We start from the raw sequence: 24,818 nt of genomic DNA, 5'->3' as shown, positions 1-24,818 counted from the left end.
TTACAAGACAACTGTGGAAAAAATGAGGGAAGACGGGGTCTTCTTTGTGTCAACTTTCGTTTGACAATCTGCCCCCCTCTCACCCCCTGCCCCTCGCCGGGAGGCGACCAAGCCGCCATGCCGGGCAGCAGCCGCAAGCCAGCGGCAGAAAAGAAAGAAAAAGAAAGGACTTCCTGCACGCGCAGGCTTACCAGTGGTTATGGTGCACCTTGGCTTCCTGATAGCGGTCGGCTTCGCTGAATTCCTGCTCGGGATAGCCCATGACGACGAGGCTCAGGGGGACGATGTTCTCCGGCAGGCCGAGGATGCGGCGTATGGGGGCCACGCGGTCCTCGACGGGATGGAGACCACACCACACGCTCCCGATGCCGAGGGCACGGGCGGCGAGCATGAGGTTTTGCGTGGCGGCCGCGCAGTCCTGCACCCAGAAGCCCCTGGTCTTTTCCGCATCGAGGTCGCCGCAGACCACCACGGCCAGCGGCGCGCCGGCGGCCATCTTGGCATAGGGATGCTCCGTGGCGATCCGCTCCAGCGTGGCCTTGTCGTCCACGACCACGAAATGCCACGGCTGGCGGTTGCTGGCGCTGGGGGCCAGCATGGCCGCCTCGAGCATGATGCGGACATCCTCCGCGGCAATAGGCTGTGCGGTGTACTTGCGTATGCTGCGGCGAGTGCGAAGCGCTTCAAAAAATTCCATGATCCTGCCTCCTGTGCTGGCTCCGGCCCGTTCTCCGGCTGCCCCCCCGCTCAGGGACACTCCCTGCCATCTGCCCGGAACATTGCGTTATTTTTGCAAATAAGGTAGACTATGGGACTGGGGGTTATGCGCCATGCTGGAACTTGCCGAAGTCAATGATCTTGTTTTGCTGTTTTTGCTGTCCATCATCGTCAGCCTTGTCTGCAACAAAGTCAAGCTGACTCCTACGGTAGGTTTTCTCCTGACGGGCTTTCTCTGCGGCCCCTCGGTGATGAACGTCATCACGGATCAGGAATCCATCAGCACCATCGCCGATCTGGGCGTGGCCATGCTGCTGTTCACCATCGGCATGGAGCTTTCCGGGGAAGCGCTCAACCGGCTGAAAAAGCCTGTTTTTCTTGGAGGCAGCCTGCAAATAGGCTGTACCGCCGGGGCGGTGGCCGTGCTCATGCATTTTCAGGGCGTTGCCTGGACACAGGGCATCATCTGGGGCTGCCTCGTGGCCATGTCCTCCTCGGCCATCGTCCTGCAGATCCTCCAGCAGAAGGGGCTGACCAGCACGCCCATGGGGCGGCTCTCCCTGGCCATCCTGGTTTTTCAGGACATCATGGTGGCCCCTATGGTGCTCTGCATCCCCCTGCTGGCCGGCACGTTGCAGGTGGGCGGCTGGGAGATGCTGACCGCCGTGGGCAAGGTGGCGCTCATCCTGGGGGCGGTCCTGACGCTCTGCTACTACGGCCTCAACCGCCTCATGGAGGCCGTCGTCCGTACCCGCTCGCGGGAAGTGCTGCTGCTGACCACGCTCGGGCTCTGCTTCGGCATGGCCGTACTGACCCACCGGCTGGGGCTCTCCCTGTCGCTGGGGGCCTTCCTGGCCGGGCTCATGCTGGCGCGCTCCCAGTACAGCATGAGCGTCATCGCGGGCATCCTGCCCTACCGTGACGTGTTCATGTGTCTTTTCTTCATGTCCGTGGGCATGATGCTCAATCTGGATTTCCTCTCCTCGCACTTTCTGCTGACCATCCTCAACGCCGTCCTTTTCATCCTCATCAAGACCCTGCTGACGCTGCCTTCGGTGCTCATCCAGCGTTTCCCGCTGCGCACGGCCATCATCACCGGCCTGTCGCTGGCGCAGGTGGGGGAATTCTCCTTCGTGCTGGCCGCGCTGGCCGTGAGCGCCGGCGTCTTCACCCACCAGGCGTATCAGGGCTTCCTGGCCGTCAGCGTGCTGACCATGATGGTCACGCCCATGCTCATCAACTTGGCGCCGCGCATTGCCGATCTGCTCACGCGCTGGCAGCATCGCATACCCACGGCCGAAGAGACCGAGGCCGACGACAGCTGCCCCCTGCAAAACCACCTCATCATCGTGGGCTTCGGCATCAGCGGCAAGCATCTGGCGCGTGTGGCCCGCGAGTCGGGCATCTCCTACAATATCCTGGAGATGAACCCCGAGACCGTCACCCGCTACCGCGGCAAGGAGCCCATCATGCATGGCGACGCCACCCAGCCCGTCATCCTTGAACATCTGGGCATAGCCAAGGCGCGGGTCATGGCCATCATCATTTCCGATCCGGCCGCCGTCCGGGCCATCACGCTGGAAGCCCGGCGCATGAACCCCAATATCTACATCGTGGCGCGCACGCGCTTCGTTACCGAGGTGGCCCCGTTGCGGCGGCTGGGGGCAAATTCCGTCATTGCCGAGGAGTTCGAGACCTCCATCGAGGTGTTCAATCAGGTGCTCACCCAATACCTGATCCCCCGGCAGGACATCGACGCCTTTACCGCCCGCGTCCGGCAGGACAATTACCGCATGATCCGCAAGGCCGCCGCCACCACCACCGATCTGGACGAAGCCGTGCACCAGCTGCCGGACATGGGCGTGCAGGCCCTGCGGCTGGATGCCGGTTCCCCGCTCTGCGACCGCAGCCTGGTGGAAAGCGACCTTCGCAAGCGCTACGGCGTGACCCTGGTGGCCGCCCATCGCGGCAAGGAGACCATCGCTTCGCCCGGACCGGAATTCATCATGCGGGCGGGGGATCTGCTCTACTTCTTCGGCAAGACCGACAAGCTGCTGGGTCTGCCGCCGGTGTTGAGCCATCCCCGGACCGCCGACGGCGGGGCCAGCCGGGGGAGCGGAACGGCGGCAGGCCGGGCCTGAGTCACGGACGGGCCTGCCGTCAGGCCCGGACCTCTCCGGCCGCCTGCCGGGCGCGCCCCGGAGATGAGGCTTGCCATAACAGGCGGTTCGACGTATATTGTCACATTGTGTAAACGACGCTCGCAGAGCCATTGCGCGACAACAGGGGAAAGGGGGGAACGCATGGCCGCATCTCGTTTTGCGTCCGACGCCGTGTCGCATCTTTTGCGCACGACCGGAAGCATCGCTCTTGTCGGCGCCAAGGACAAGGCCGGCCAGCCGGTGGATCGCGTCGGCCGCTATCTTCTGGAGCAGGGCTTCACCGTCTATCCCGTCCACCCCGTGCGGCGTACCGTATGGGGCCTTTCCGCGTATCCCTCCCTTGCGGAACTGCCGCAGCCTGTCGACATCATTACGCTTTTTCGTGCTCCCGAGGCCTGCCCGGCCCATGCCCGCGAAACGCTGGCCCTGCCCTGGCGTCCCCGCTGCTTCTGGATGCAGGAGGGTATCCGCTCCGAAGCGGCCCGCGCCCTGCTGGAGCCCGCGGGCATCCTTGTGGTGGAGGATGCCTGCATCATGGTGGAGCATAACCTCATCATCCGCGGCTCCGACGGGGCCGCCGCAGACAGCCTATGAACAACGCTTCGGAACCGACCGTCTTTGTCTGCCGCATGTGCGGCCACTGCTGCACGGGGCGGGGGGGGATCATCGTCGGCCCCCGCGATCTTGAACGCCTTGCCGCCCATCTGGGCCTTGCCCCGGAAACCGTGCTGGAACGCTACTGCGAGCGCATGGGCGGCAAATGGCAGGTACGCTGCGGCGAAGACGGCAACTGCCTCTTTTTCCGGGCCGGGAAAGGCTGTTCCGTCCATGAGGGCAAACCCGCCATCTGCCGGGCCTGGCCCTTCTTTCGCGGCAATCTGGAAGATCCCCTCAGCTGGGAGCTGGCCAAGGAGTTCTGTCCGGGCATCGTGGCTGATGCCGACCATGCCGACTTTGCTGCCCAGGGGCTGCGCTATCTGCGCGAAAACGACCTGCTGGCCCATGATCCCGCCTGCGAGGCCAATGCCCTGATCCTCAACCCACAGCCGTAAGAGCCCCATGAAACGCAGCCGACAACTCACCCTCAAGCAGTGCCACGAGATACTCCGGCTGGACAAGAACGCCGGCCTGGAGGAGCTCAAAAGCGCCTACCGCAAGCGGGCCTTCGAGCTGCACCCGGATCTCAACCCCGGCAACCCCAACGCCAGCCACGACTTTCAGCTGCTCAACGAAGCCTATGTGGCCCTTTCGGCCGTGCTCAAACCCGCCGAAGAAGCCCGGCAAAAAGCGGAAGAAAGCCGCCGCAAGGCGCAGGAAAGCCGCGATGAACGCCGCCGCGCCGAGGAACGCGCCCGCGATGCCGCCGAAAGCCGCCGGGCCAGAGAGGAACGCGAACGCATCATCCGTGAACAGGCCGAGAAGCGCCGCGCCGAGGAACAGGCCCGCGCCAGACGGGAAGAACAGGCCCGCCGGCAGCAGACGCAGCAGGCCCGGCAGCAGCAGGCCGCGCAGGACGAAAAGGAGGGGCAGGCCGCCGATGCGGACGCCGCCCGGGATTTTCAGCAAAGCGGCTATGCCGAGCAGGATGTCCTGAGGGACCTGCTCAACGACCCCTTTGCCCGCCGCGTGTTCGAAGATATCTACAGCGAGCTGAACCGGCAGGAACGGGAAAAGCCGCAGACGGAAGCGCATCCGCAGGAAACGGCCTCCGCCGACGTTCCGCCCGCCGCCGAGCCCAGGGAGTCGGCACAGGGCAAGCCCCGCGAACGCATCCGCAAGGAGGACGCGCAGGAAGTCACCGTCACCTGGAGCGACAAGAAACCCGGTATCAGCCTGCGCAAGGGCGTTGCCGGAGCCGTCAAGGGCTGGCTGCGCCAGCAGATCGACGAGGAGCAGGAATTCACCCTGCCCGCCAGCAACCTCGTGCCCGGCCGGCGTATCCGCCTGCGCATCCGGCGTGGCTTCAGCAACGATCTCGTCACCGTGGAGATCACCCTCCCGCCGGATTTCGTCCCCGGCAAACCCGTTCGCCTGCGCGGCCTGGGCAAGCGCGTGGGCCCCTGGCAGGGCGACCTTTATCTGAAGCTCAACAGCCAGTAGACCGGATGGATCGAGCTCTTTCTCGGCCCGTAGCGCCCACGGCGTTACGGGCTGATGTTTTCTGGGGGAGGGGGCCCCCCGGCTCTGCCCCCACCCCTTTCCCCACCGCGCTTTATTGGGAAGGATGAAAAAACGACACGGCGCGAAAGCCGCCCCTTCGCTTGTCAGTCCCCCGGCGATATAAAAGAGGAAAAAGGCGGCAGGCTTCCCCGGTCGGCGGAGAGGCGACGGGTGCGACTCCCCATCGCCGGAACGCCCGAAGCGGCGGCAAACGGAAACGCAGGATGACAGCAGGCCGACGCGCGCCGCCCGCCGGTCACAGGAAACATCCGTACTGGGCAAACATTGTTTCCAGAAAAGCGTCCGCGTCCGTCATCCCGTCTCCGGCGCAGGCCATGCAGAGGATGGATGAGCCTCGCCGCGGGAGTGCTCTCGTTACGCGCTGGCATGTTGGAGCACGCGTGCTCTCCAGCGTTGACGGCACAGGACGTCGGCGTGGAACGACTCCAGGAGTTATTGCGCCGCCGTGCCGTCGTCGGCAGCGGGAATGTCCACCCCCAGCGCGCGGGCCTGCTCCGGCGTATTGCAGTTGGCAAACAGGCTGTGCGCCGCTTCCGGCAGGGGCACGAGCAATTTGGCCTCGTCCGGCAAGATGTCGCGGACGCGCCGCTGCCCGGTCCGCAGGGCGCGCGTCAGGAAGGGCAGCGCGCCGCAGCGGTACACGCCGGCCAGCGGCTCCTCCCAGCCGCCCGGCGTCCGGTAGAAGACGGCCAGCGCCGTTTCCCGCCCGACGGCCGCCGTCAGGAGATCGCGCAGCAGGCTTTCCGGCAGCCGCGGCATGTCGCAGGGCAGCGTCAGCATGCCCGCCCAGCCCCGCGCCCGCGCCCGCGCGAGGCAGGTCGCCAGCCCGGCCAGCGGCCCGAGGCCGCTTCCCGCCACGGACCGCGCATGCTCGGGCAGCGGCCCCGCCTGGCCGGCCGCCGCCGCAAAGGGCGCGTCGGGCACGCAGACATATCCGGCATAGCCCCGCCCGCTGCCGCAGGAGACCCAGACTTCCGGGCACAGGGCCGACAACCGCCCGACAGCCTGCGCGAGCAGCGTCTGGCCTGCCTGCCCGGACAGCGTGAGGAGCGCCTTGTCCCTCCCCATGCGCCGCGAGAGCCCTCCCGCCAGCACCACGCCGACCAGCGGCGCGGCGCCGCCCGGGCACTGCGGTCCCGCCCGTACCGTCAAATGTTCTCTGCTGACTGCTGTTGCTGGCATATGGCAAGCCTACCGAAAGCGCCCGCCTCTGCCAAGCGCCGGCAGCCGCCGGGACGGTCGCCTGGTACGCACCCTGCGGAAAGTCCGGCAAGACCGCCTTCCCGCGACGAAAAAGCCTCCCTTTCCCCTTGCGACTTGCCCTCTGGAGACAACGCCTCTTCCTTCTCCATCGGGAAACCGGACAGATGAAGGGCAGACGTTCGCGCTGCTCCTCCCTTTCATCTTCCCTTTTGATAAAAGCGCGCCGGGGAAAGGATGAAGGACTGGGAGAAAGGAAAGCGACCGAATGGCGGCCGGAGGCCGTGCCCGTCAGGCGACACAGGAGCCTTACGGGCATCGACAGCAGCGCGCGACCGAATGGCGGCCGGAGGCCGTGCCTGTCAGGCGACGCAGGAGCCTTACAGGCATCGACAGCAACGCGCGGCCGAATGGCGCTGTCAGGGCCTGTTACCACTATTCGCTGTCTGTTTGGAGGGAAGGGAACCCCCTCCGCCAGCGCGGGAGCGGGTTCCCCTTCCCCCCACAGAGACCATGACCGCCATGTCCCCTGGAGCAGGCGCTTGCTTGACAGTCCGTGGGGCACTCCCTAAAGAAAGGGAAAATCACCATCAACCTCTCGGCCAGCCATGATGTTCCCCTCCTTCCTCATTGCCGCTCTGCTGTCTGTTTTTTTCCTGCTTTGCCCGCAGCCTGCGGTCGCCGCGCAAGCTGCGCCGGGCATGCGCGTGCTGGCCAGCACCTACCCGGTATGGCTGCTCACGCGGGCCGTGACGGACGGCGTGCCGGATGTCGACATCCGGCTGCTCGTGGCGGCGGCCACCGGCTGCCCCCATGATTATGCGCCGACGCCCGCCGACCTGCTGCACCTCGAGCAGGCCGATCTTGTCGTCATCAACGGTCTGGGCCTGGAGGAGGCCTTCCACGACGCCCTTGCCCGGCGCAGGGCGGACGTGCTGGATTGCGGCGCGCAACTTGCCGCCGCCCTTGAGGACTATGCCGGCCGGCTCCCCGCCGCCACGATCTGCCGGCAGCCGGGTCACGGGCACGCGCATGAGCAGACGTCCGCCGGCTGCGGAATCGATCCCCACATTTTCGCCGGGCCGCACCTTGCGGCGCTCATGGTCGAGCGCATCGCCGAAGAGCTCGCCCGACGAGACCCGGCCCATGCCGCCGCCTATACGGAAAACGCCGCCCGCTTTGCCGCCGGCATGGACGAACTGGAGCAGCGCCTCCGGCAGCTTTCGCCGCAGGGGCGGCGGCTGCGCGTCCTCCTGCAGCATGATGCCCTGATCTACCTGGCGGCGGACGCCGGCTTCGACATCCTGGGCATCGTGCAGGAGACCTCCTCCGACGCTCCGTCGGCCAGCCGCCTTATGGAGCTTCTTGCCGATGTCCGGCGGGAGGAGCCGCGCCTCCTGCTGGGGGAACGCCAGTTTACGGACAGAACCATGCAGCTGCTGGCGCAGGAGTCGGGCATCCCCCTGCTCTGTCTGGACACCCTGGCCTCCGGCCCCGAGGATGTCCCCGCCGACCAGTATCTGCGCGTCATGCAAAATAATGTCAGCCTGCTTGAGGAACGCCTTGCCAGCTCCCCTGCCCACTGATACGGCCGTACGCCTGCGGGGTCTGACGGTACGCCGTAACGGACTGACCATCCTGCAGGACGTCACGGCGGACATCCCCCGCGGCGGCAGTACGGTCATCGTGGGGCCCAACGGCGCGGGCAAGAGCACGCTGCTCCTCTGCATCATCGGCAATATCCCCTTCGAGGGGCAGATCGATTTCCCCGCTTTTGGCGACCCGCCGCGCATGGCGTATGTGCCGCAGCACGTCCAGCTTGACGCGGGCCTGCCGCTGACCGTGCTGGAGTTCCTGACGCTGACCGGCCGACGCCGGCCGCTCTGGCTCGGCATGACCGGCGCCGCGCGCGAGCACGCCCGCCGCCATCTGGACATGGTGCAGGCCGTCCATCTGGCGCATCGCCGCATGGGCGACCTTTCCGGCGGCGAACAACGGCGAGTGCTGCTGGCAGGGGCGCTGGCACGTCGGCCCCGCCTGCTGCTGCTGGACGAACCGGCGGCCGGGGTGGACGCCAGCGGCGAACGTCTGTTCTGGAAAGTCCTGACCGCCGCCCGCCAGGAGCAGGGGTTCACCCTGATCATGGTCAGCCACAACCTGTCGCTGACGGCCCATTACGCCAGCCAGGTACTGTGCCTCAAGGGCTCTCTGCTGCGGGCAGGCGCGCCGCACGCGGCGCTGACCGCCCCGACCCTGCGGGCCCTGTTCGGCGTGCCCATCCATCTGTACCCCGAACAGTGCGAAGAACCGGACGAGACCTGCGCCCAGTGCGGGGCGCACTGCCACAGCGCGGATGCGCCTGCCTGCCCGGCAGCGTCAACGGCCCCCGGCAGGGCCGGTTAGCACACATGTTTCAAAAAAATCCCAACAGAATAAAAAGATACCACTATCACACATAATTATGGAAAAGCGTATGCCACATGCGCCGTCTCTCCCCTGGCAAGCACGCGCTGGGGAAAGAATGGGGGGCCCGGGAGGAAGAGAGGCCCCTCCCGCGCCGGCGGAGGACTCTCCCTTCCTCCCGGACGACCCGCGCAACGTGGCGATACGCCCTGGGAGCTAGCCATGCTGGAGAGCCTTTCCGCCCTGCTTCCCGACATGTTGCCCGTGGCGAACGCCCTTGGGCGGCTGCCGCTGGACTGTCTGCATGTGGGCTTCATGCAACAGGCCATGCTGGCCATCTTGCTGCTGGCGCCCATGACCGCCGCCCTCGGCGTCAGCGTCATCACCTTTCGCATGGCCTTCTTTTCCGACGCCATCGGTCATTCGGCCTTTGCGGGTGCGGCCCTCGGTCTGCTGTTTTCGCTTGATCCGCTCTTCACCATGCCGGCGTTCGGCGTGCTGGTGGGCCTGTGCATCATGGCCGTGCGCCGGGGCAGTCTGCTTTCGGCGGATACGTCCATCGGCATCGTCTTTTCCGCCGTGGTGGCCTTCGGCCTGGCCGTGGTCAGCCGCACTCCGGGCATGGCCCGCAACATGACGCAGTTCCTCTACGGCGATATTTTGACCGTCACGCCCGCCGAACTGGGCTTCCTGGCGCTGCTGGCGCTGGCAGTGCTTTTCTTTGCCGTCATCGGCTTCAACCGCCTGCTGCTCATCGCCCTCGATCCCGTCATGGCCGGGGCGCAGGGGGTGCGGGTGGCCATCTGGCAATACGCCTTTGCGGCCCTGCTTTCTCTGGTGGTTATGATGGCCGTGCGCGCCGTGGGGGTCCTGCTTGTTACGGCCCTGCTCATCGTGCCGGCGGCGACGGCACGGAACCTGGCCCGCAGCGCGGGTGGCATGTTCTGGTGGGCCCAGGGTGTCGCCCTGTTCAGCGGCGTTGCCGGGCTGCTGCTCTCGGCGCAAAGCTGGCTGGGCACATCCAGCGGCGCGACCATCATCCTTGTCGCCTGCGGCTGCTTCCTGTGCAGCGCCCTCCTGGCCGGACGGCAGGGACATCGCCGCGGCTGACGCCCTCCGGCAGCGCTCCTCGCGACGGCGCTCGCCGGATGCCCGCGCCGAAAAAACGCACCGTCAGTCCGGGCGACCCTGCCTCTCCTCCGACCTGCCCGCGCCCCACACATTGACCTTCCCCTTCCCGGTCGTACCCTGAAAGGAAACACGGGCCGGAGGCCACATGTCCATCAAGAAAAAACGGCTGCTCGCGGGTATTTTCCTCCTGCTGCTTGCCGTCAGTCTGGCCTGCTGTCGTGTCGTGCTGATCCAGCTGGAACAGCGGGAGCGGCAGCACTGCTACGGTATCGCCCAGTCCCAGCTCGGCTACCTGACGCGACAGGTGGAGAATATCTTCAACACCATGCGGCTGCTGGCCGAACGCTGCGTCCTGCCCGACGGCGGCGTGACGGATTTTGACGAAAGCGCCCGCGGCGTCATGGTGCTGCGGGAGATACGCTCCCTGCAACTGGCCCCGGACGGCCGCATCCTGTACAGCTATCCGCCGCAACCCGAGGTAACGCCGCTGGATCTTTTTGTCGACCCCGCCCAGAAGACGGAGGCCATGCAAAGCCGGGACTCCGGGCTGCCGGGCATTTACGGGCCCTATCCCCTGCGGCAGGGCGGGTCGGGCCTGCTCTGCCGTCTTCCCGTATATCGCGGCGCGCATGGCGACGCCTTCTGGGGCTTTGCCATCGCCGTTGTGGAGATGGACAATTTTCTGGCCAATCTCGCGCCCGCCTTCAGCAGCAAGGCGAACCTCCGCTTTGCCCTGTTCCGGCGCAATGGCGAAAACGGCGCGCCGGTCTCCATTGCGGGCTGTTCGTACGACAGTCTTGTCGATCCGCTGGAGATCAGCAGCATCCTGCCCAACGGCCAGTGGTCCCTGGCCATAGAGCCGCGCACCGGCTGGATCCAGCCGTGGTACGCCGCCAGCATCTACTGTGTGGCCGTTCTCCTGAGTCTTCTGCTCAGCATCCTTGCCTACTGGCTGCTCAAGCACATCTCGCAGACAGGCTTCCTGGCGGACATGGACTGTCACGACCCGCTCACCCATTGTCAGAACAAGGCGAGCCTGCAACAGGACGTGAGCACCTGGATCACCGCGCGGGAAAAGTTCTGCCTCGTCAGCCTGGGCCTGAGCAACTTCATCGCCTTGTGCGAGGAATACGGCTACGACGCCGGCGACCGCCTGCTTCAGGTCGTGGCCCAGCGGATACGTTCGCAGATGCCGCGCTCCGCGCGGCTCTACCGGACGGGGAACGCCATTTTCGGCCTGCTGGTGGAACGGGAATCCACAGGCCCCCTGCTTACGGCCCTGAGCCGCCAGCTCGACGGACCGCTGCGCATCGGCTCCCGGCTGCTGCGCTGCCATCTTGCCGTGGGCATTGCCCAGTTTCCCCTGGACGGGCATGCGCCCGACACCCTCCTCGGCAAGGCCGAAGAACGGCGGGAGAGGGACTCGCGCGAGCAGCGCGTGAACTAGGGGCTGCTGACACAAATTTTACAAAGAAATTTCAAAAGACAAGAAAAAATAAGCCGCACACGCTCCGCTTGTCTTTGGGGGCGGGGTGGCCTCGTGTCTCCGACTTTTCCCCGGTAAAAACGCGTTGGGAAGGGATGGGGGGCCTGGGAGGAGGACGAGCACGCCTTTTCTCGCCTCGCCGCGAAACGGCTTGGCACTCCCGTGCAGACGGTGACCGGAAGACCGTCCCTTCCCGTCACGACGCGGGAAGCCGCGAGCATCGACGGCAGCACGAGGGCTCTCCTTCCCTCAAAACAAGCGGCAGATAGAATCCGCCAGGCCCTGGGAAGGAAGAGAAGGAGGAGGTGGTGGTGGAAGAAGGGGCGTCCCCCTACAGACTGGCCCGCTGGGTCAGGAAGGCCTCAAAGTCGGCAAAGGGCATGGGCCGGGCGATATAATAGCCCTGCCCGTAGGTACAGCCTATGCCGGCCAGGAAACGAAGCTGCTCCAGCGTCTCGATGCCTTCGCACAACACTTTGAGGCCCAGCTTGCCGCCGAGATGCACGAGGGACTCCACCATGGCCGGACTGGACTTGTCGGAGAGGAATTCCTTGTCCAGTTTGAGCACATCCACCGGAAAGACCTGGAGGGCCGTCAGCGAGGAATAGCCCTTGCCGAAGTCATCCAGCGCCACCTTGATGCCCCAGGACTTGAGCTTTTGCAGGTTGGCCACGACCAGTTCCTCGTTGAAGCCCGCCAGGGACTCCGTCACCTCCACTTCCACAAGGTCATGGGGGATGTGATGCCGCTCAAGCACACTGAGGAACTGTTCGCAATAGGTGTCCGTCAAAAACAGCGCGCGTGACTGATTCACCCCGATGGGCACTACCCGCCGGCCTTCGTCCAGCCGCTGCCGCAGCCAGCGGCAGACGCGGTCAAGCACATACATGTCCAGTTCGCGGATAAAGCCGTTTTTCTCGAACAGCGGAATGAACTCATCAGGATAGATCTTGCTGCCGTCCGGCGGCATCCAGCGCACGAGGGCCTCCCCGCCGCTGACGTTGCCGGAGGCAAGCTGTATCTGCGGCTGCACATGCACCACGAATTCTCCGGCGCCAAGCGCCGCCTGCATGCGGTTCTCCAGCGCGGCCATGCGCAGGACGATGGCGTCCATCTCCGTATTGTAAAAGACGTAGGAAGACTTGTAGGTATTGTCGCCGATGCTGGTCTGGGCCGTTTCGGCGGCCACCACGAAGGGGGCGACCCTGCCTTCGAAATTCTGGATGCGGGCGATGCCGCAGACCAGCACCAGCGCATGCCCAAGCTCGCCGCCCAGTGCCGCCCCGGCATGGAAGAAGGTGTTCAGGCGGGCTTCCACGTCGCTGTCCTCCAGACAATGCCAGAGACAGAGGAAGCGTCCCCCGCCCACATGGGCCGCCAGTTCCCGGCCGGAGGTGAGATTCTGCAACTCCGCGTAACAGCGCCGTATGGTCCAGTCACCGCTGCCGTATCCGCATGAACGGTTGATCTGCACGAGCTTGCGGATATTGATGCTCACCACCACATAACCTTCCGCGCTGCCCAGCAGCAGTTCATCGCTCTCAAGCAAGAAGCGGGCGCGGTTGATGCCGCCGGTGACGGAATCGGTGTAGGCGACCTTTTCCAGGGCATGCAGGTGCTTCTGATTTGCCCTGCCCCTGCGCCAGAACACGAGCCCTCCCAGCACTATCCCCCCCGCGATGATCCAGAGGATGTTGCGGTGCACGACGCCGATCAGCATCTCCTGCATGGTCTGCGGCACATGATCCATGACCAGCGTTTCCACCTGACCGCCGGAAAGGGCCAGGATGCTCTTGTCGAAAATGGAGATGGCGTAGGGCGAGACGTGCGGCCCGAAGCCGAACGCCATGGGATAAAAGGCCTGCGTGATGCTGAAGGCGTGCCGCCGCGGCAGATTGGGCGGCGCGTACGATCCGGGATAGGTGGTCAGGTGGGCGTCCGCCTCCCCTCGTTCCACGGCTTCGCAGCATTCTTCAGGCGTGGCGTACTGCTCGAAGCGATCGGCGGGATAGGTATGCAGGTAGGATTCCTCCACGCTCAGGAATTCCCGGGTGGTGGCGATGCTCAGGCCCGTACCGGGCCTGGCCTTCCCGGCCACGGCAAGGGAGATGGGCGCATTGTAATAGGGCTGCCCCACGAAGATGCCGAAACGGCGCGCAAAGTCCGCCGACGGCGGCACGTTGCTGATCAGGTCGGCCTCTCCCCTGCGAAGCATGGCGAGGCATTCCTCATAACTGTCCGCCGGGACCATCTCCAGCCTGATGCCGGCCCGTCCGGCCATCTCCAGCGCGAGCCGCTGGAGGAAGGGGCCGGCCCGGGGGTTCATGCGCTGGAGCTCCCGGCTGTAGGCCATGCGCAGCATGGGCTTGCCGGCCAGCCATTCCTCCTCGCCGCGGGAAAGGGAGATGGCGACGTTGCTGCCCACATTGAGGAAACTGTCGAACAGGGCGGAAAAAAAACGGGGACTGGTAAGCTGCATCTGCCGGATGGCCTCGTCGATGCGGGGCATGAACACCGTATCGCCCTTGCGGGAGACGAAATAAAACGGCTCGATGGCAAAGGTGCCGGCGACCTTGGTGTTTTTCCCGGAAAGACAGCCGTCCACATAGCCGTCCACCGTGCCGTCCTGCACGGCGCGGAGCATGGGCAGGCTCTCTTCGAATTCCACGATGCTGAAATCGAAGTCGAACTGCCTGCCCATACGGCGAAAGATGTCCTGCTCGTACGCCCCGCTGAAAAACCCCAGCCGCATGCCGTCAAAGTCCTTGAACTCCATGTAATGGACATTGCTCTGCAAGGGCACATGCAGGGTGGTGATCTCAAAGCCGGCCTGGAGTTTGGAGAACGTCATCCGCCGCGCGCGCTCGGGCGTATAGGAAATGCCGCAGGATATGTCGATCTCGCCGCTGTCGAGCTTTTCCGCCAGCTCCTCGAACGGTATGGCGATCCACTCGAAGCGCCAGCCGGTATACCGGGAGATGGCCTCCAGCAGGGACGGCGCATAGCCGCACACCTTGCCGCCGTTCCTCCTGAAGACGGCATGCTGATCGAACCAGCCCACCCGCACCACGCGCTGGGCGGCATAGTCCTTGCGCAAATTCTCCGGCAAAAAAAAGTGCATGGGCGCGGCGGGGGCGTCATTGCGCACCGGGGCCGCCCGGCCCGCCTCCCCGAAGCAGAGCAGGCACAAGGTTCCCACCAGCACGCCCAATCGCCAGAACAACCGCGGCATATCCTTTCTCCTCATCATCCCCTGACGGGATGATCTGCGTCCTTCCCATCACATTTACGAGCTCGCAGAGGACAAGGCAAGAAAAATTGCGCCGCCAGCCGCAACGGCGAACGGCATCCGCATTGCCTCCGCGCCGCTCACACGGTATCATGCCCGGCGATGGGACAAAAAATCCCCCGCAGGCATAAAGGAAGCAAGCCCGCGGGCGATAAAGCGTATAGTTGGTAAAATTGCCTGTACGAGGCAGCGTGCGGCAGCGCCTGCCACGTTGTGAACTGGAGGATTCCATGCGTTGGGTTGACATCTCTGTCGGCAAGAAGCTGTATACCACATTCTGTGCGTTCATTTTTTTCTTCCTCATCACGATGGGGGCCATGCTCCTCTACCTCGATATCGTCAACAAGGACGCCAAGATCCTCAGTCAGCCCTCCAGGGACGGCGCGCTGCTGGCGGCGGAAGTAGCCCATTTGCAATGGGCGATGAAAGTGCAGAATTTTGTCCTCCAGCAGGGCAAGGCTCCTCTGGGCGTGCCCACCGACGGCCGGCAGTGCGACTTCGGCAAATGGTTCCACGGCCCGCAGCGCCAGGAGCTGGAAGAAGAGGTCCCCGGCATCCGCGGCATCTTTGCCAAGGTGGATGACGTCCATACCAGGCTGCATGCCTCGGCCCACACCATCAAGGAACACGTCGATGCCGGCCGGCATGAGGCGGCGAGCGCCTATTTGCAGGAAAATACGCTGCCCCTCCTTGCGGATGTCCAGAAGCTCCTCTCCCAGTCCCGCAGCCTGCTGACCGACTCCAAGGACGGCCTGCTCCAGCATCTGGCCGCCAGCGTCAACAATGCCCTGCGCCTCGCCTCCGCCGCCGCTGTCGTCTACATCGTCTTCGCCATTCTCATCTCCGTGCTGCTGGTACGCAACATCTGCAAGCCGCTCACCCGCATCACCACCGTGGCCGACAAGGCCGCCCGCGGCATCTTCGAACCGTCCGCCATCGACCGCGGCGACGAGATCGGCCGCCTGGCCAAGGCCTTCGACACCACGTCGGCCATCATCAAGGAAAAGCTGGGCGTCAGCGAAGGCCTCATGCGCGGCATGACCTCCCCGCTCGCCATCTGCGACACGCACGGCAAGATCACCTTTGTCAATCAGCTCATGCTCGACCTCTGGGGACGCGACGGACATCCCGAGGATTATCTCGGCGTCAGCGTCAGCCAGTTCTTCTACAATGACGATTCCCGCAAGACCATATGCGACGATGTGCTGCACAGCGGCAAGCCCGTGCTCGGCTACGCGCGCACCTTCATCAACATGCGCCAGCAGACCAAGCACATCGTCATGGATCTTTCGCCCCTGCTCAATCTTGACGGAACCCTGGTCGGCGTCTTCACCCTGCACAACGACCTGACGGAAATGTACGAGCAGCGCAACCGCATCGCCCAGCTCAACGACCGTATCTATCTGTCCGCCAGTCACGCGCAGGAGATCTCCACCACCCAGACCGAGGCCTTCCAGCAGCTCTTCCAGCAGCTGGAAAATACCGGCAAGGTCGCTACGGAACAGGAACGGGAAGCCGTCTCCGCCGCCGAGAGCATGCACGCCATGGCCGAGTCCATGCGTGATGCCGCCCTCAAGACCAGCTTCAGCATGGAAAAGTCCCAGACCGCCCAGAAGGAAGCCCAGGAAGGCTACGAGGTCGTGCGCCGTACCATCGCCTGCATCACGCGCGTGGACGAGCAGACTTCCAAGGTTGCCGACAGCATGGCCTCGCTTGATGCACAGGCCAAGGACATCGGCAACGTGCTCGAACTCATCAAGGACGTGGCCGATCAGACCAACCTGCTGGCCCTCAACGCCGCCATCGAGGCGGCCCGCGCCGGGGAGGCCGGCAAGGGCTTTGCCGTGGTGGCCGACGAAGTCCGCAAGCTGGCCGAAAAGACCATGCATGCCACGGATGAAGTGGCCGGCTCCATCATGGGCATCCAGAACAGCGTCCGGGAGAGCTCCAAGGCCACCAAGGAGTGCGTCACCCTGACGCGCCAGGCGACCGAACTGGCCGACAATTCCGGCGAACGTCTGAGCAACATCCAGAACGTCATCGGCGAAGCCGTCAACGACATCGCCGCCGTGGCCCAGGTCACGACCGATCAGGCGCATGCCAGCGAAGATGTGCTGCGCAAGATGGAGAACTTCTCCGAACAGGCCAAGATATCCACGCAGAACATGCACGATTCCTCCAGCCATGCGCAGGAGCTGCGCAAGCTCTCCGACGATCTGCGGCACATGATCGACGCCATGCGCAGCGAGCGCCGCGGCGACGAGCGCTTCGAAATCACGGAAGTGCATACCGTGCGCGTCTCCAACATGGCCGGCGTGCCCTTCTTTGCCACCATCCTTGACGCCAGCATCTCCGGCTTCCGGCTGCGCTTCGATACGCCGCCGAGCCTGCGCGAACAGGATGAAGTCAAGATGGACAGCGCCGACGGGCCCTTTGCCCGCATCCTGCATGATACGCCCGCCCGCATCATCTGGGTGGACGGCAACCTTGCCGGCGTCAACATGACCCACAACATCAACGAAAGCGTTCTGCGCGTGGTGGTGGACGAAGCCAATCACCGCAGCTAGACGACCTCCTCACATCACCCTTTGCTGGGGCGTCCATCCGGGCGTCCCTTTTTTCTTTTTTTCTTCATTTTCTCCGGCTGCCGGGGATTTTCTCCGCCTCTGCCTGCCGTGCCCGTCGCTTTCGGACTTGACAGTGTCCGCCTTTCTGGACCATGAAGCCTGAAAGCGCTCCTTTTTTTCGATGTTATGGGGCGAAAAAGACGACGTGGCAAAAGGAGGTCCCATGCCGTCCACCATGCAGGCCCTGGTTTTCACGGCTGTCGACACGCTGCGTCTGGAAACGCGCCCCCTCCCCGTCCTGGCAGCGCCCACGGATGCCATCGTGCGCGTCCGTCTTTCCAGCATTTGCACCAGCGATTTACATATTTGCAATGGGAGCGTGCCCCGTGCGCGTCCCGGCGTGATCCTGGGGCACGAATTCGTGGGCGAGGTGGTGGAGGTGGGCGGCGAGGTCCACCGCGTCCGCCCGGGGCAGCGCGTTGCCGTCAATGTAGAGACGTTCTGCGGCCAGTGCTTTTTCTGCCGGCAGGGCTTCGTCAACAATTGCGAACACGGCGGCTGGGAGCTGGGCTGCCGTATCGACGGCTGCCAGACGGAATATGTGCGCGTCCCCTTTGCCGACAACGGGCTTGATCCTCTGCCGGACGGCGTGGACGACCTGTCCGCCCTGCTGGTGGGCGACGTGCTGGCCAGCGGCTACTTTGGCGCGGAACTTGCCGCCATCCGCCCCGGCGACACGGCGCTTGTCATCGGGGCGGGCCCTGTGGGCATTTGCGCCATGCTCTGCGCCCGCCTCTTCGGGCCGGCGCGTATCATCGCCGTGGACAGGCTCCCCGAGCGCCTGGCGCTGGCACAGCGCATGGGAGCGGCCGACGAGGTTATCCTTGTGCCGGACGATGCGGACACCGAGGCAGTTGCCGGCCGGGTACGCGACCTGACGCGGGGCCGGGGAGCGGATGCGGTCATTGAATGCGCCGGTTCCGCCGCCACCTTCGCCCTGGCCTGGCAGGCCGCCCGGCCCAATGCCTGCGTGGCGCTGGTGGCGCTGTACGAAACGGCGCAGACCCTGCCCCTGCCCCGGATGTACGGCAAAAACCTCATTTTCAAGACCGGCGGCGTGGATGCCGTCCACAGTGCCCGGCTCATTCGTCTCATCGAGGAAGGGCGACTTGATACCCGGCCGCTCATCACGCATACCTTTCCGCTGCGGGATATCCTGACGGCCTATGATGTCTTTGCCCACCGCCGGGACGGCTGCGTCAAGTGCGCCATCGTCCCCTCCACCCTTTAGCTCTGGTCAACCACATGACGCATCCTCCCTCCTCGATGGCGTCCGCCGTCAGCGATGCCGCCAAGCTGCGCCTGCTGCGCGACATCGCCGAGATCATGCGCGCCCCCGGCAAGGTGCGCGACGCACTGGAAAACGTTCTTGAGCGCCTTCGCCGTACCCTGCCCGTGGTGCGCGGCAGCGTAACCCTCATCTCGCCCGCCACCGGCGAAATACGCATCGAGGCCTCCTGCGGCCTCAAGGAAACGGAACGCCTGCGCGGACGCTACGCCCGCGGCGAAGGCGTCACCGGCCGCGTCATCCAGACAGGGCAGGCCATGTGCGTCGCCGACGTGTCCGGCGAGCCGCTTTTCCTCAACAGGACAGGCTCGCGCGACCTCCAGCACGAGGCCATCTCCTTTCTCTGCGTCCCCATCCAGATCGACGGGCAGTCCGTGGGCGCGTTGTCCGTGGATCGGCGTATGGCCCCTCAGCCTGTCCTTCAGGAAGAGATGGATCTCCTGCACATCATCGCCACCCTGCTCGGCCATGCGGCCTTTGAGGGGCAGCGCTTCATGGATGACACGAACAGCAGCGCTTCTCCGCTGGCGGAAATGTTTCATACCTCCTCGCCCGTCATGCGGCATGTGCTGGAACAGATCGAGCATGTGGCCCATGCGGGCACGACCGTCTTTCTGCAGGGAGAATCCGGGACGGGCAAGGAGGTGGCGGCCCGGGCCATCCATGCGGCCAGTCCGCGGGCGTCCGGGCCCTTCATCTCGCTCAACTGCGCCGCCCTGCCGGAAAATCTCATTGAGAGCGAGATGTTCGGGCACGAGCGCGGCGCTTACACCGGCGCAAGCAGTCTGCGCAAGGGTCGTTTTGAACTGGCTGACGGCGGCACGCTCTTTCTGGACGAAGTGGGGGAGCTGAGCCTCCCGGTGCAGGCCAAGCTGTTGCGCGTGCTTCAGGAACGCTGTTTCGAACGTCTTGGCGGGACGCATACCCTGCATGTGGACGTACGCATCATCGCCGCCACCAACCGCGATCTGGAAAGCATGGTGGAGGCGGGGACCTACCGCCGCGATCTCTTTTACCGCCTCAACGTCTTTCCCATCCGTCTGCCGGCCCTGCGTGAACGCAAGGACGACATCCTGCCCCTGGCCAGCCGTTTTGGCCTGCGCTTTGGCCGGGCCAATGGCCGGGAGGATGTCCGCCTTTCGCTGGCGGTCATGGACATGCTGCAACGCTATGACTGGCCGGGCAACGTCCGGGAACTGGAAAACGTCATGGAGCGCGCCGTTCTGCTCATGGGGAGGGAAGACATCATCCTTCCCCAGCATCTGCCGCTCTCGCTGCATGGCGAATACCGCGCCGCGCAGGCGGACGCCCCGGAACACTGCTGCATCCTGCCCGCCCATGCGGCCACCCTCCCCCAGCGCGTTGCCGAGCTGGAACGCTCCTGCATCGTGGAGGCCCTCACCGCCTCCGGCGGACACATGGGCAAGGCGGCGAAGGCCCTCGGTCTGACCGAACGCATCATGGGACTGCGCATGCGCAAGTACCATCTGCGCTATCAGAGTTTTCGCATGCCGGCCGCCGCCGAGGAATCCGACAAGGCCGACGCCTGACCCCCGGGCCCCTGCCGATGCAGGGGCTTTTTTTCGCTCGCCGCATACGACAACCTCCTGTCCGCATGCCGTGCGTCCGGATCAGCAGCCGGTGCATGTCGTCCGTTGCGCCGTTGCGCTCCACCGCGCGACCGCTTGCCTCGCCTCCTCCCCCTCCTGAGGCGTCCCCCCTTCCGGGCACGCCGCAGCCGCCGGGCGCGTCCGCCCTCTCCCCCCTGATGCCTCACCCACAAACACAAAACGGCCTTGCGGCACGGCTGCTTCTCCAGCCGCTTTTCCCGCGGCTTGCCCCGCTTTCCTCCCGGGTTCCGCTTCCTTATCCCTGTCATCCCGCCTTTTCCGGGCGGCACGCCCATCCTGACGCGACGGACGGCATGCTCCGGCCTCCCTCATTCCCTTTTGTCGGCATATGCCATGTCGTACACTCTTTGCACTCTTCGCCGACCTCCGCGCGAGGAGTCGGGCGGCGGCCGCGCTCCCGCTGCGGGATCCTCTTCACCGCGCGCCTGTCATACAATTTTTATTTTTTCCTAACTACCTGATATAAAAATAATAAATCAAAGTTTTGAAAAAACATTTCATATACTACAAAATAATAATAATGCATCATTTAGCATTAAAAAATATCATGCACTCAGATATTGACAAAAAAAGCCGGAAAAATGTATGAAATATACAACAAAAGCGTAAAAAAATACCATAAAAATATATCTTAAAGACATATTAATATTTCAGTATCAAATAGTGAAATATTTAACAAAGGAGGTCGTTTTCTTTTCCAGGCCCGGGGACATCCCTGTCTCTTTCCTTCAACCAGTGAGGACGATTATGAGGATTATCAAGGCCATCCCCCTGCTGCTGGCCGTCTGTCTCCTGTGGAGCACCACGGCACAGGCGCTCACCCTGCGCATCGGCGCCGGTGACCCCGAAAACTCGGAAATGGGCGTCGTGGGCAATACCTTCAAGAAGTTCATCGAGGAAAAGACCAAGGGCAAGGTCAAGGTAGAGTGCTTCTACAGCGCCTCCCTGGGCGACGAGACCGAGTGCCTGCGCAATGTGCAGAAGGGTTCCCTGCCCATCACCATCGCGGGTATCGCCAACCTCGTGCCCTTTGAGAATCGCCTGGGCATCCTGACGCTGCCCTACCTCTTCGCCAATCTTGATGAAGTGGTGACGGGCACCAACGGCGCGCCGGCCGAACTGCTCAACAGCTACGCCACCAAGGCCGGCTTCCGCGTGCTGTGCTGGACCTACACCGACTTCCGCTACATCTCCAACTCCAAGCATCCCATCACCAAGATGGCCGACATGCGCGGGCTGAAGTTCCGCGTGCCCCAGAGCGCCGTGCTCATCGCCTCCTACAAGGCCTTCGGCGGCAGCCCGACCCCCATCTCCTGGGCCGAAACCTTCACGGCGCTCCAGCAGGGCGTGGTGGACGGGCAGTGCTACGGCTACATCGGCTTTCGGGCCAACAAGTTCCAGGAAGCCAACCAGAAGTATCTGACCGAAGTCCACTACACCTACCAGCTCCAGCCCATGATCATCAGCGAACGTGTGTTCCAGAAGATGGACCCCGAACTGCAAAAGCTGATCATTGAAGGCGGCAAGGTGGCCCAGAAGGCCGTGCTGGACTATCAGATCAGGGAAGCCGACGCCGCCAAGGCCCAGCTCATCAAGGACGGCGTCGTCATCTCCCAGCTGGAAGACGAAGACCAGTGGAAGAAGGCCGCCATGGAAAAGGTCTGGCCCGAAATGATGGAATTCGTGGGCGGCCGTGATGCCGTCAATGCCTATCTCAAGGCCTGCGGCAAGCCCACCATCTGATGGACCGTTTCTGACGCCGGGATAACGCGGTCGGCAGCCGTCGCATCGGTCCCGCCAGGCCCGCGGAACCGCCGCACACTCCGCCATATGCCGGCCTGAGGACGGGCCGGCGCAGCGCACGGGGACGGACCGTACCGCCATCAGCGAGACCCGGGTCCGCCGCTCGCGCACCGGACCAGACGATCCCGGAACAAATGCCAGCCGGGCGGCATCCGTAAGGATGCCGCCCGTTTTTGCTGCCCGCGACATCCCGCGGACCTGTTGCCCACATCCCAGAGTCTCCCCCTGATGCGGCTTGTCGCCGCCGCCCATCCGCGCTGATTGGCTGAGAACCGCACATTTTCTGCGATTATGTAGCTTATTTGCCATGCCACACAAAAAACAACAAATTTGTATATTATTTTTTTATATTATAAATCGTAATGTTACATGCATAACTTAGCGCTTGGCCCACGGATCCCGCCTCGGCCACGCTCTTTTTTCTACAAAAAAGTCAAAAAATGTCGACCACCGGGGGCACATGCAGACGCATGCGTTGCCTAGAAAAATAAAAATTGTTTTATTTCAGTATGTTGAAAATATTTTTTTGTTTGGCATGCTTTCTGCTTAAAGGGAGACAACGGCGGCATACCCCGTATGCGTTTCCGCCGAGTTTCACCACCCCGGAGGATTCCCGTGAAAAATCAACGCAGTTCCGCCCTGCTGGAAGCCCTGTCCACCGCCCCGCTGCGCCTGTCTGACGTAAACGATGCCAACGCCACCGACGGCGCGGATGTTTTCGGCTGCCATGTCTTCGGCCTTGACGCCATGCGTAAGCGCCTGCCCAAGGACGTTTACCGCCGCCTTGCCCGCATCATCAGCGAGGGCGGTCGTCTCGATCCCGCCATTGCCGATGTGGTGGCCAATGCCATGAAGGACTGGGCCATCGAAATGGGGGCGGATCACTATACCCACTGGTTCCAGCCCATGACCGGCCTCACGGCGGAAAAGCACGACGCCTTCCTGTCCCCCACGCCGGACGGGCACATGATCAACGAATTTTCGGGCAAGATGCTCATTTCCGGCGAGCCGGACGCCTCGTCCTTCCCTTCGGGGGGCATCCGCTCCACCTTCGAGGCTCGCGGCTATACGGCCTGGGATCCGTCGGTACCGGTGTTCATCATCCGCAACGACAACGGCGCCACCCTGCACATCCCCACCTTCTTCTATGCCTATTCCGGCGAGGCGCTGGACCGCAAGATCCCTCTGCTGCGCTCGCTGGATGCCCTCTCCGTGCAGGCCCTGCGCATCCTGCGCCTGTTCGGCAATGACACGGCGCAGCGCGTGCGGGCCAGCGTGGGCCCGGAACAGGAGTATTTTCTGGTGGACCGCCGTCTGGCGGCCCTGCGGCCGGATCTCATGCTCACGGGCCGCACCCTTCAGGGCGCGCCTTCCCCCAAGGGGCAGGAGATGGAGGATCATTATTTCGGCGCCATCCCCGGTCGCGTGATGAGCTTCATGCAGGATGTGGAACGCGAACTGCAAAAGCTCGGCATCCCGGCCAAGACGCGCCACAATGAAGTGGCCCCCGGACAGTTCGAGCTGGCGCCCATCCATGAGGAAGCCAACATCGCCTGCGACCACAACATGCTGACCATGAACATGCTGCGCCATCTGGCCGCGCGGCACGGTTTCGTCTGCCTGCTGCACGAAAAGCCCTTTGCCGGCGTCAACGGCAGCGGTAAGCACAACAACTGGTCGCTGACCGACTCCGAAGGCAACAACCTGCTCAATCCCGGCTCCACGCCGCAGGACAACGCGCAGTTCCTCGTCTTCCTTGCGGCGGTGCTGCGGGCGGTACACCTGCACGGCGCGGCCCTGCGTCTGGGGGCCATCGGCGCGGGCAACGACCATCGCCTCGGCGCCAATGAAGCGCCGCCGGCCATCATCTCCGTCTTCCTCGGGCAGGAGCTCACCGGCGTCATCGAAGGCATCATCACCGGCAAGCCCGCTCCCAACACGGGCAGCGGCGTCATGGAGATCGGCGTCTCCAGCCTGCCGCCCCTGCCCATCGACACCTCGGACCGCAACCGCACGAGCCCCTTCGCCTTCACGGGCAACAAGTTCGAATTCCGCGCCGTGGGCTCCTCGCAGTCCGTGGCTCCGGCCAACATCGCTCTCAATGCGGCCATGACCTGCGCCCTTCAGGACATCGCCGATGAGCTGGAAAAGGCCACGGCAGCGGGCAAAACCCTCAATGCGACCCTCCAGGAACTGCTGCCGCGCCTTTTCCGTCAACATTCGCCGGTCGTCTTCAACGGCAACGGCTATGCCGAAGCCTGGAAGGAAGAAGCCGCCAGCCGTGGCCTGCCCAACTATCCCGACACCGTCACCGCCGTTGAACATTACAGCGACGCCGACGTCATGCAGGTCTTCCTGAGGGCGGGCGTGCTCAGCGAACGGGAGATCCTGGCCCGTCAGGAGATCCTCTTCGAGAACTATGCCAAGACCGTACGCATCGAGGGCGACGTGCTGCTGCGCATGGTCAGCAGCCAGATACTCCCGGCCGCCCGCCGCGCTGAGGACAGCGCCGCCCGCCTGCTCATGCATGTACGCGCCGTGAGCGAGGACGATCAGGCTGAAAACGAGCATTTCCGCACCCTGCGCTCCCACGCCGGCCAGCTCCAGCAGGCGGCGGCCGGCCTGGCCGAAGCCCTCGCCATCTGCCGCGCCGCCACGGACGCGCACGAGATGGCCCGCGTGGCCCGCGACACCGTGCTGCCGGCCATGCGCCTCTGTCGCGAACACGCCGACGCGCTCGAAATGCTGGTGGACGACGAGCTCTGGCCCCTGCCCACCTATGCCGAATTGCTCTGGACGCATTAAGCGCGTTTTTTTGGGGTATCCGCTCAAATATGCCATGCCGAGCAACGGCAACCGGGATATCGCCTACTGTCAAATCACTGCTGGACTTCCACAAT

At 64.1% G+C, this 24,818-nt stretch carries 15 protein-coding genes and 1 pseudogene; 13 read left to right on the top strand and 3 right to left on the bottom strand.

Features of this window, described 5'->3' with window-relative positions:
• Positions 1 to 187 precede the first annotated feature (187 nt).
• Positions 188 to 697, bottom strand: a complete 510-nt coding sequence (locus tag Q0J54_RS06095) for a nitroreductase family protein (protein ID WP_296304572.1) — start codon at positions 695 to 697, stop codon at positions 188 to 190.
• Positions 698 to 830: 133 nt separating this feature from the next.
• Here Q0J54_RS06095 and Q0J54_RS06090 point away from each other — a divergent pair, with 133 nt between their 5' ends.
• From Q0J54_RS06090 to Q0J54_RS06075, 4 genes and pseudogenes are all read left to right on the top strand, one after another.
• Complete coding sequence (locus Q0J54_RS06090; RefSeq protein ID WP_296304571.1) at positions 831 to 2,858, top strand: cation:proton antiporter; 2,028 nt, start codon at positions 831 to 833, stop codon at positions 2,856 to 2,858.
• Between the two features lie 162 nt (positions 2,859 to 3,020).
• Positions 3,021 to 3,473: a CoA-binding protein gene (locus Q0J54_RS06085; RefSeq protein WP_296304570.1), complete on the top strand. Its 453-nt coding sequence runs from the start codon at positions 3,021 to 3,023 to the stop codon at positions 3,471 to 3,473.
• 17 nt (positions 3,474 to 3,490) lie between these two features.
• Positions 3,491 to 3,931 (top strand): annotated as a pseudogene (locus Q0J54_RS06080) (YkgJ family cysteine cluster protein); the annotation flags it as partial.
• A gap of 7 nt (positions 3,932 to 3,938) precedes the next feature.
• Positions 3,939 to 4,979 carry a J domain-containing protein gene (locus tag Q0J54_RS06075; protein ID WP_296304568.1) on the top strand — a complete coding sequence of 347 codons (1,041 nt, stop codon included), beginning with the start codon at positions 3,939 to 3,941 and terminating at the stop codon, positions 4,977 to 4,979.
• 513 nt (positions 4,980 to 5,492) lie between these two features.
• On the opposite strand, the gene Q0J54_RS06070 is transcribed toward Q0J54_RS06075, so the two are convergent.
• Positions 5,493 to 6,242: a molybdenum cofactor guanylyltransferase gene (locus Q0J54_RS06070; RefSeq protein WP_296304567.1), complete on the bottom strand. Its 750-nt coding sequence runs from the start codon at positions 6,240 to 6,242 to the stop codon at positions 5,493 to 5,495.
• A 626-nt stretch (positions 6,243 to 6,868) separates the two neighbouring features.
• On the opposite strand from Q0J54_RS06070, the gene Q0J54_RS06065 reads away from it, so the two are divergent.
• The 4 genes from Q0J54_RS06065 to Q0J54_RS06050 all read left to right on the top strand — a co-directional run bounded on the left by Q0J54_RS06065 (position 6,869) and on the right by Q0J54_RS06050 (position 11,241).
• Positions 6,869 to 7,846 carry a metal ABC transporter substrate-binding protein gene (locus Q0J54_RS06065; protein WP_296304566.1) on the top strand — a complete coding sequence of 326 codons (978 nt, stop codon included), beginning with the start codon at positions 6,869 to 6,871 and terminating at the stop codon, positions 7,844 to 7,846.
• Positions 7,824 to 8,663, top strand: coding sequence for a metal ABC transporter ATP-binding protein (locus tag Q0J54_RS06060; RefSeq protein ID WP_296304565.1), 840 nt, complete (start codon positions 7,824 to 7,826; stop codon positions 8,661 to 8,663). The genes Q0J54_RS06065 and Q0J54_RS06060 overlap by 23 nt, the downstream gene beginning before the upstream one ends.
• Before the next feature lie 222 nt (positions 8,664 to 8,885).
• Positions 8,886 to 9,773: a metal ABC transporter permease gene (locus Q0J54_RS06055; RefSeq protein WP_296304564.1), complete on the top strand. Its 888-nt coding sequence runs from the start codon at positions 8,886 to 8,888 to the stop codon at positions 9,771 to 9,773.
• Positions 9,774 to 9,939: 166 nt separating this feature from the next.
• Positions 9,940 to 11,241, top strand: coding sequence for a diguanylate cyclase (locus Q0J54_RS06050; RefSeq protein ID WP_296304563.1), 1,302 nt, complete (start codon positions 9,940 to 9,942; stop codon positions 11,239 to 11,241).
• A gap of 370 nt (positions 11,242 to 11,611) precedes the next feature.
• Here Q0J54_RS06050 and Q0J54_RS06045 read toward each other — a convergent pair whose 3' ends face one another.
• Positions 11,612 to 14,512 (bottom strand): EAL domain-containing protein, encoded by a 2,901-nt coding sequence (locus Q0J54_RS06045; RefSeq protein ID WP_296304562.1) that lies wholly within the window; start codon positions 14,510 to 14,512, stop codon positions 11,612 to 11,614.
• Positions 14,513 to 14,799: 287 nt separating this feature from the next.
• Here Q0J54_RS06045 and Q0J54_RS06040 point away from each other — a divergent pair, with 287 nt between their 5' ends.
• The 5 genes from Q0J54_RS06040 (at position 14,800) to Q0J54_RS06020 (ending at position 24,723) form a co-directional block, all read left to right on the top strand.
• A complete protein-coding gene (locus Q0J54_RS06040; RefSeq protein WP_296304561.1) occupies positions 14,800 to 17,136 on the top strand; it encodes a methyl-accepting chemotaxis protein in 2,337 nt (778 codons plus the stop codon).
• 223 nt (positions 17,137 to 17,359) lie between these two features.
• Positions 17,360 to 18,427 (top strand): alcohol dehydrogenase, encoded by a 1,068-nt coding sequence (locus Q0J54_RS06035; RefSeq protein WP_296304560.1) that lies wholly within the window; start codon positions 17,360 to 17,362, stop codon positions 18,425 to 18,427.
• A 14-nt stretch (positions 18,428 to 18,441) separates the two neighbouring features.
• Entirely contained in the window at positions 18,442 to 20,034 is a 1,593-nt protein-coding gene (locus Q0J54_RS06030) for a sigma 54-interacting transcriptional regulator (RefSeq protein ID WP_296304559.1), read from the top strand.
• 828 nt (positions 20,035 to 20,862) lie between these two features.
• Positions 20,863 to 21,858, top strand: a complete 996-nt coding sequence (locus Q0J54_RS06025) for a TRAP transporter substrate-binding protein (protein ID WP_296304558.1) — start codon at positions 20,863 to 20,865, stop codon at positions 21,856 to 21,858.
• Between the two features lie 726 nt (positions 21,859 to 22,584).
• Complete coding sequence (locus Q0J54_RS06020) at positions 22,585 to 24,723, top strand: glutamine synthetase III (protein ID WP_367172230.1); 2,139 nt, start codon at positions 22,585 to 22,587, stop codon at positions 24,721 to 24,723.
• Positions 24,724 to 24,818: the final 95 nt, after the last annotated feature.

The organism is uncultured Desulfovibrio sp. (genome assembly GCF_944324935.1).
Taxonomy (GTDB): domain Bacteria; phylum Desulfobacterota; class Desulfovibrionia; order Desulfovibrionales; family Desulfovibrionaceae; genus Desulfovibrio.
The sequence above is the reverse complement of the archived record's forward strand: the minus strand, read 5'-3'. Positions and strand labels throughout refer to the sequence as shown.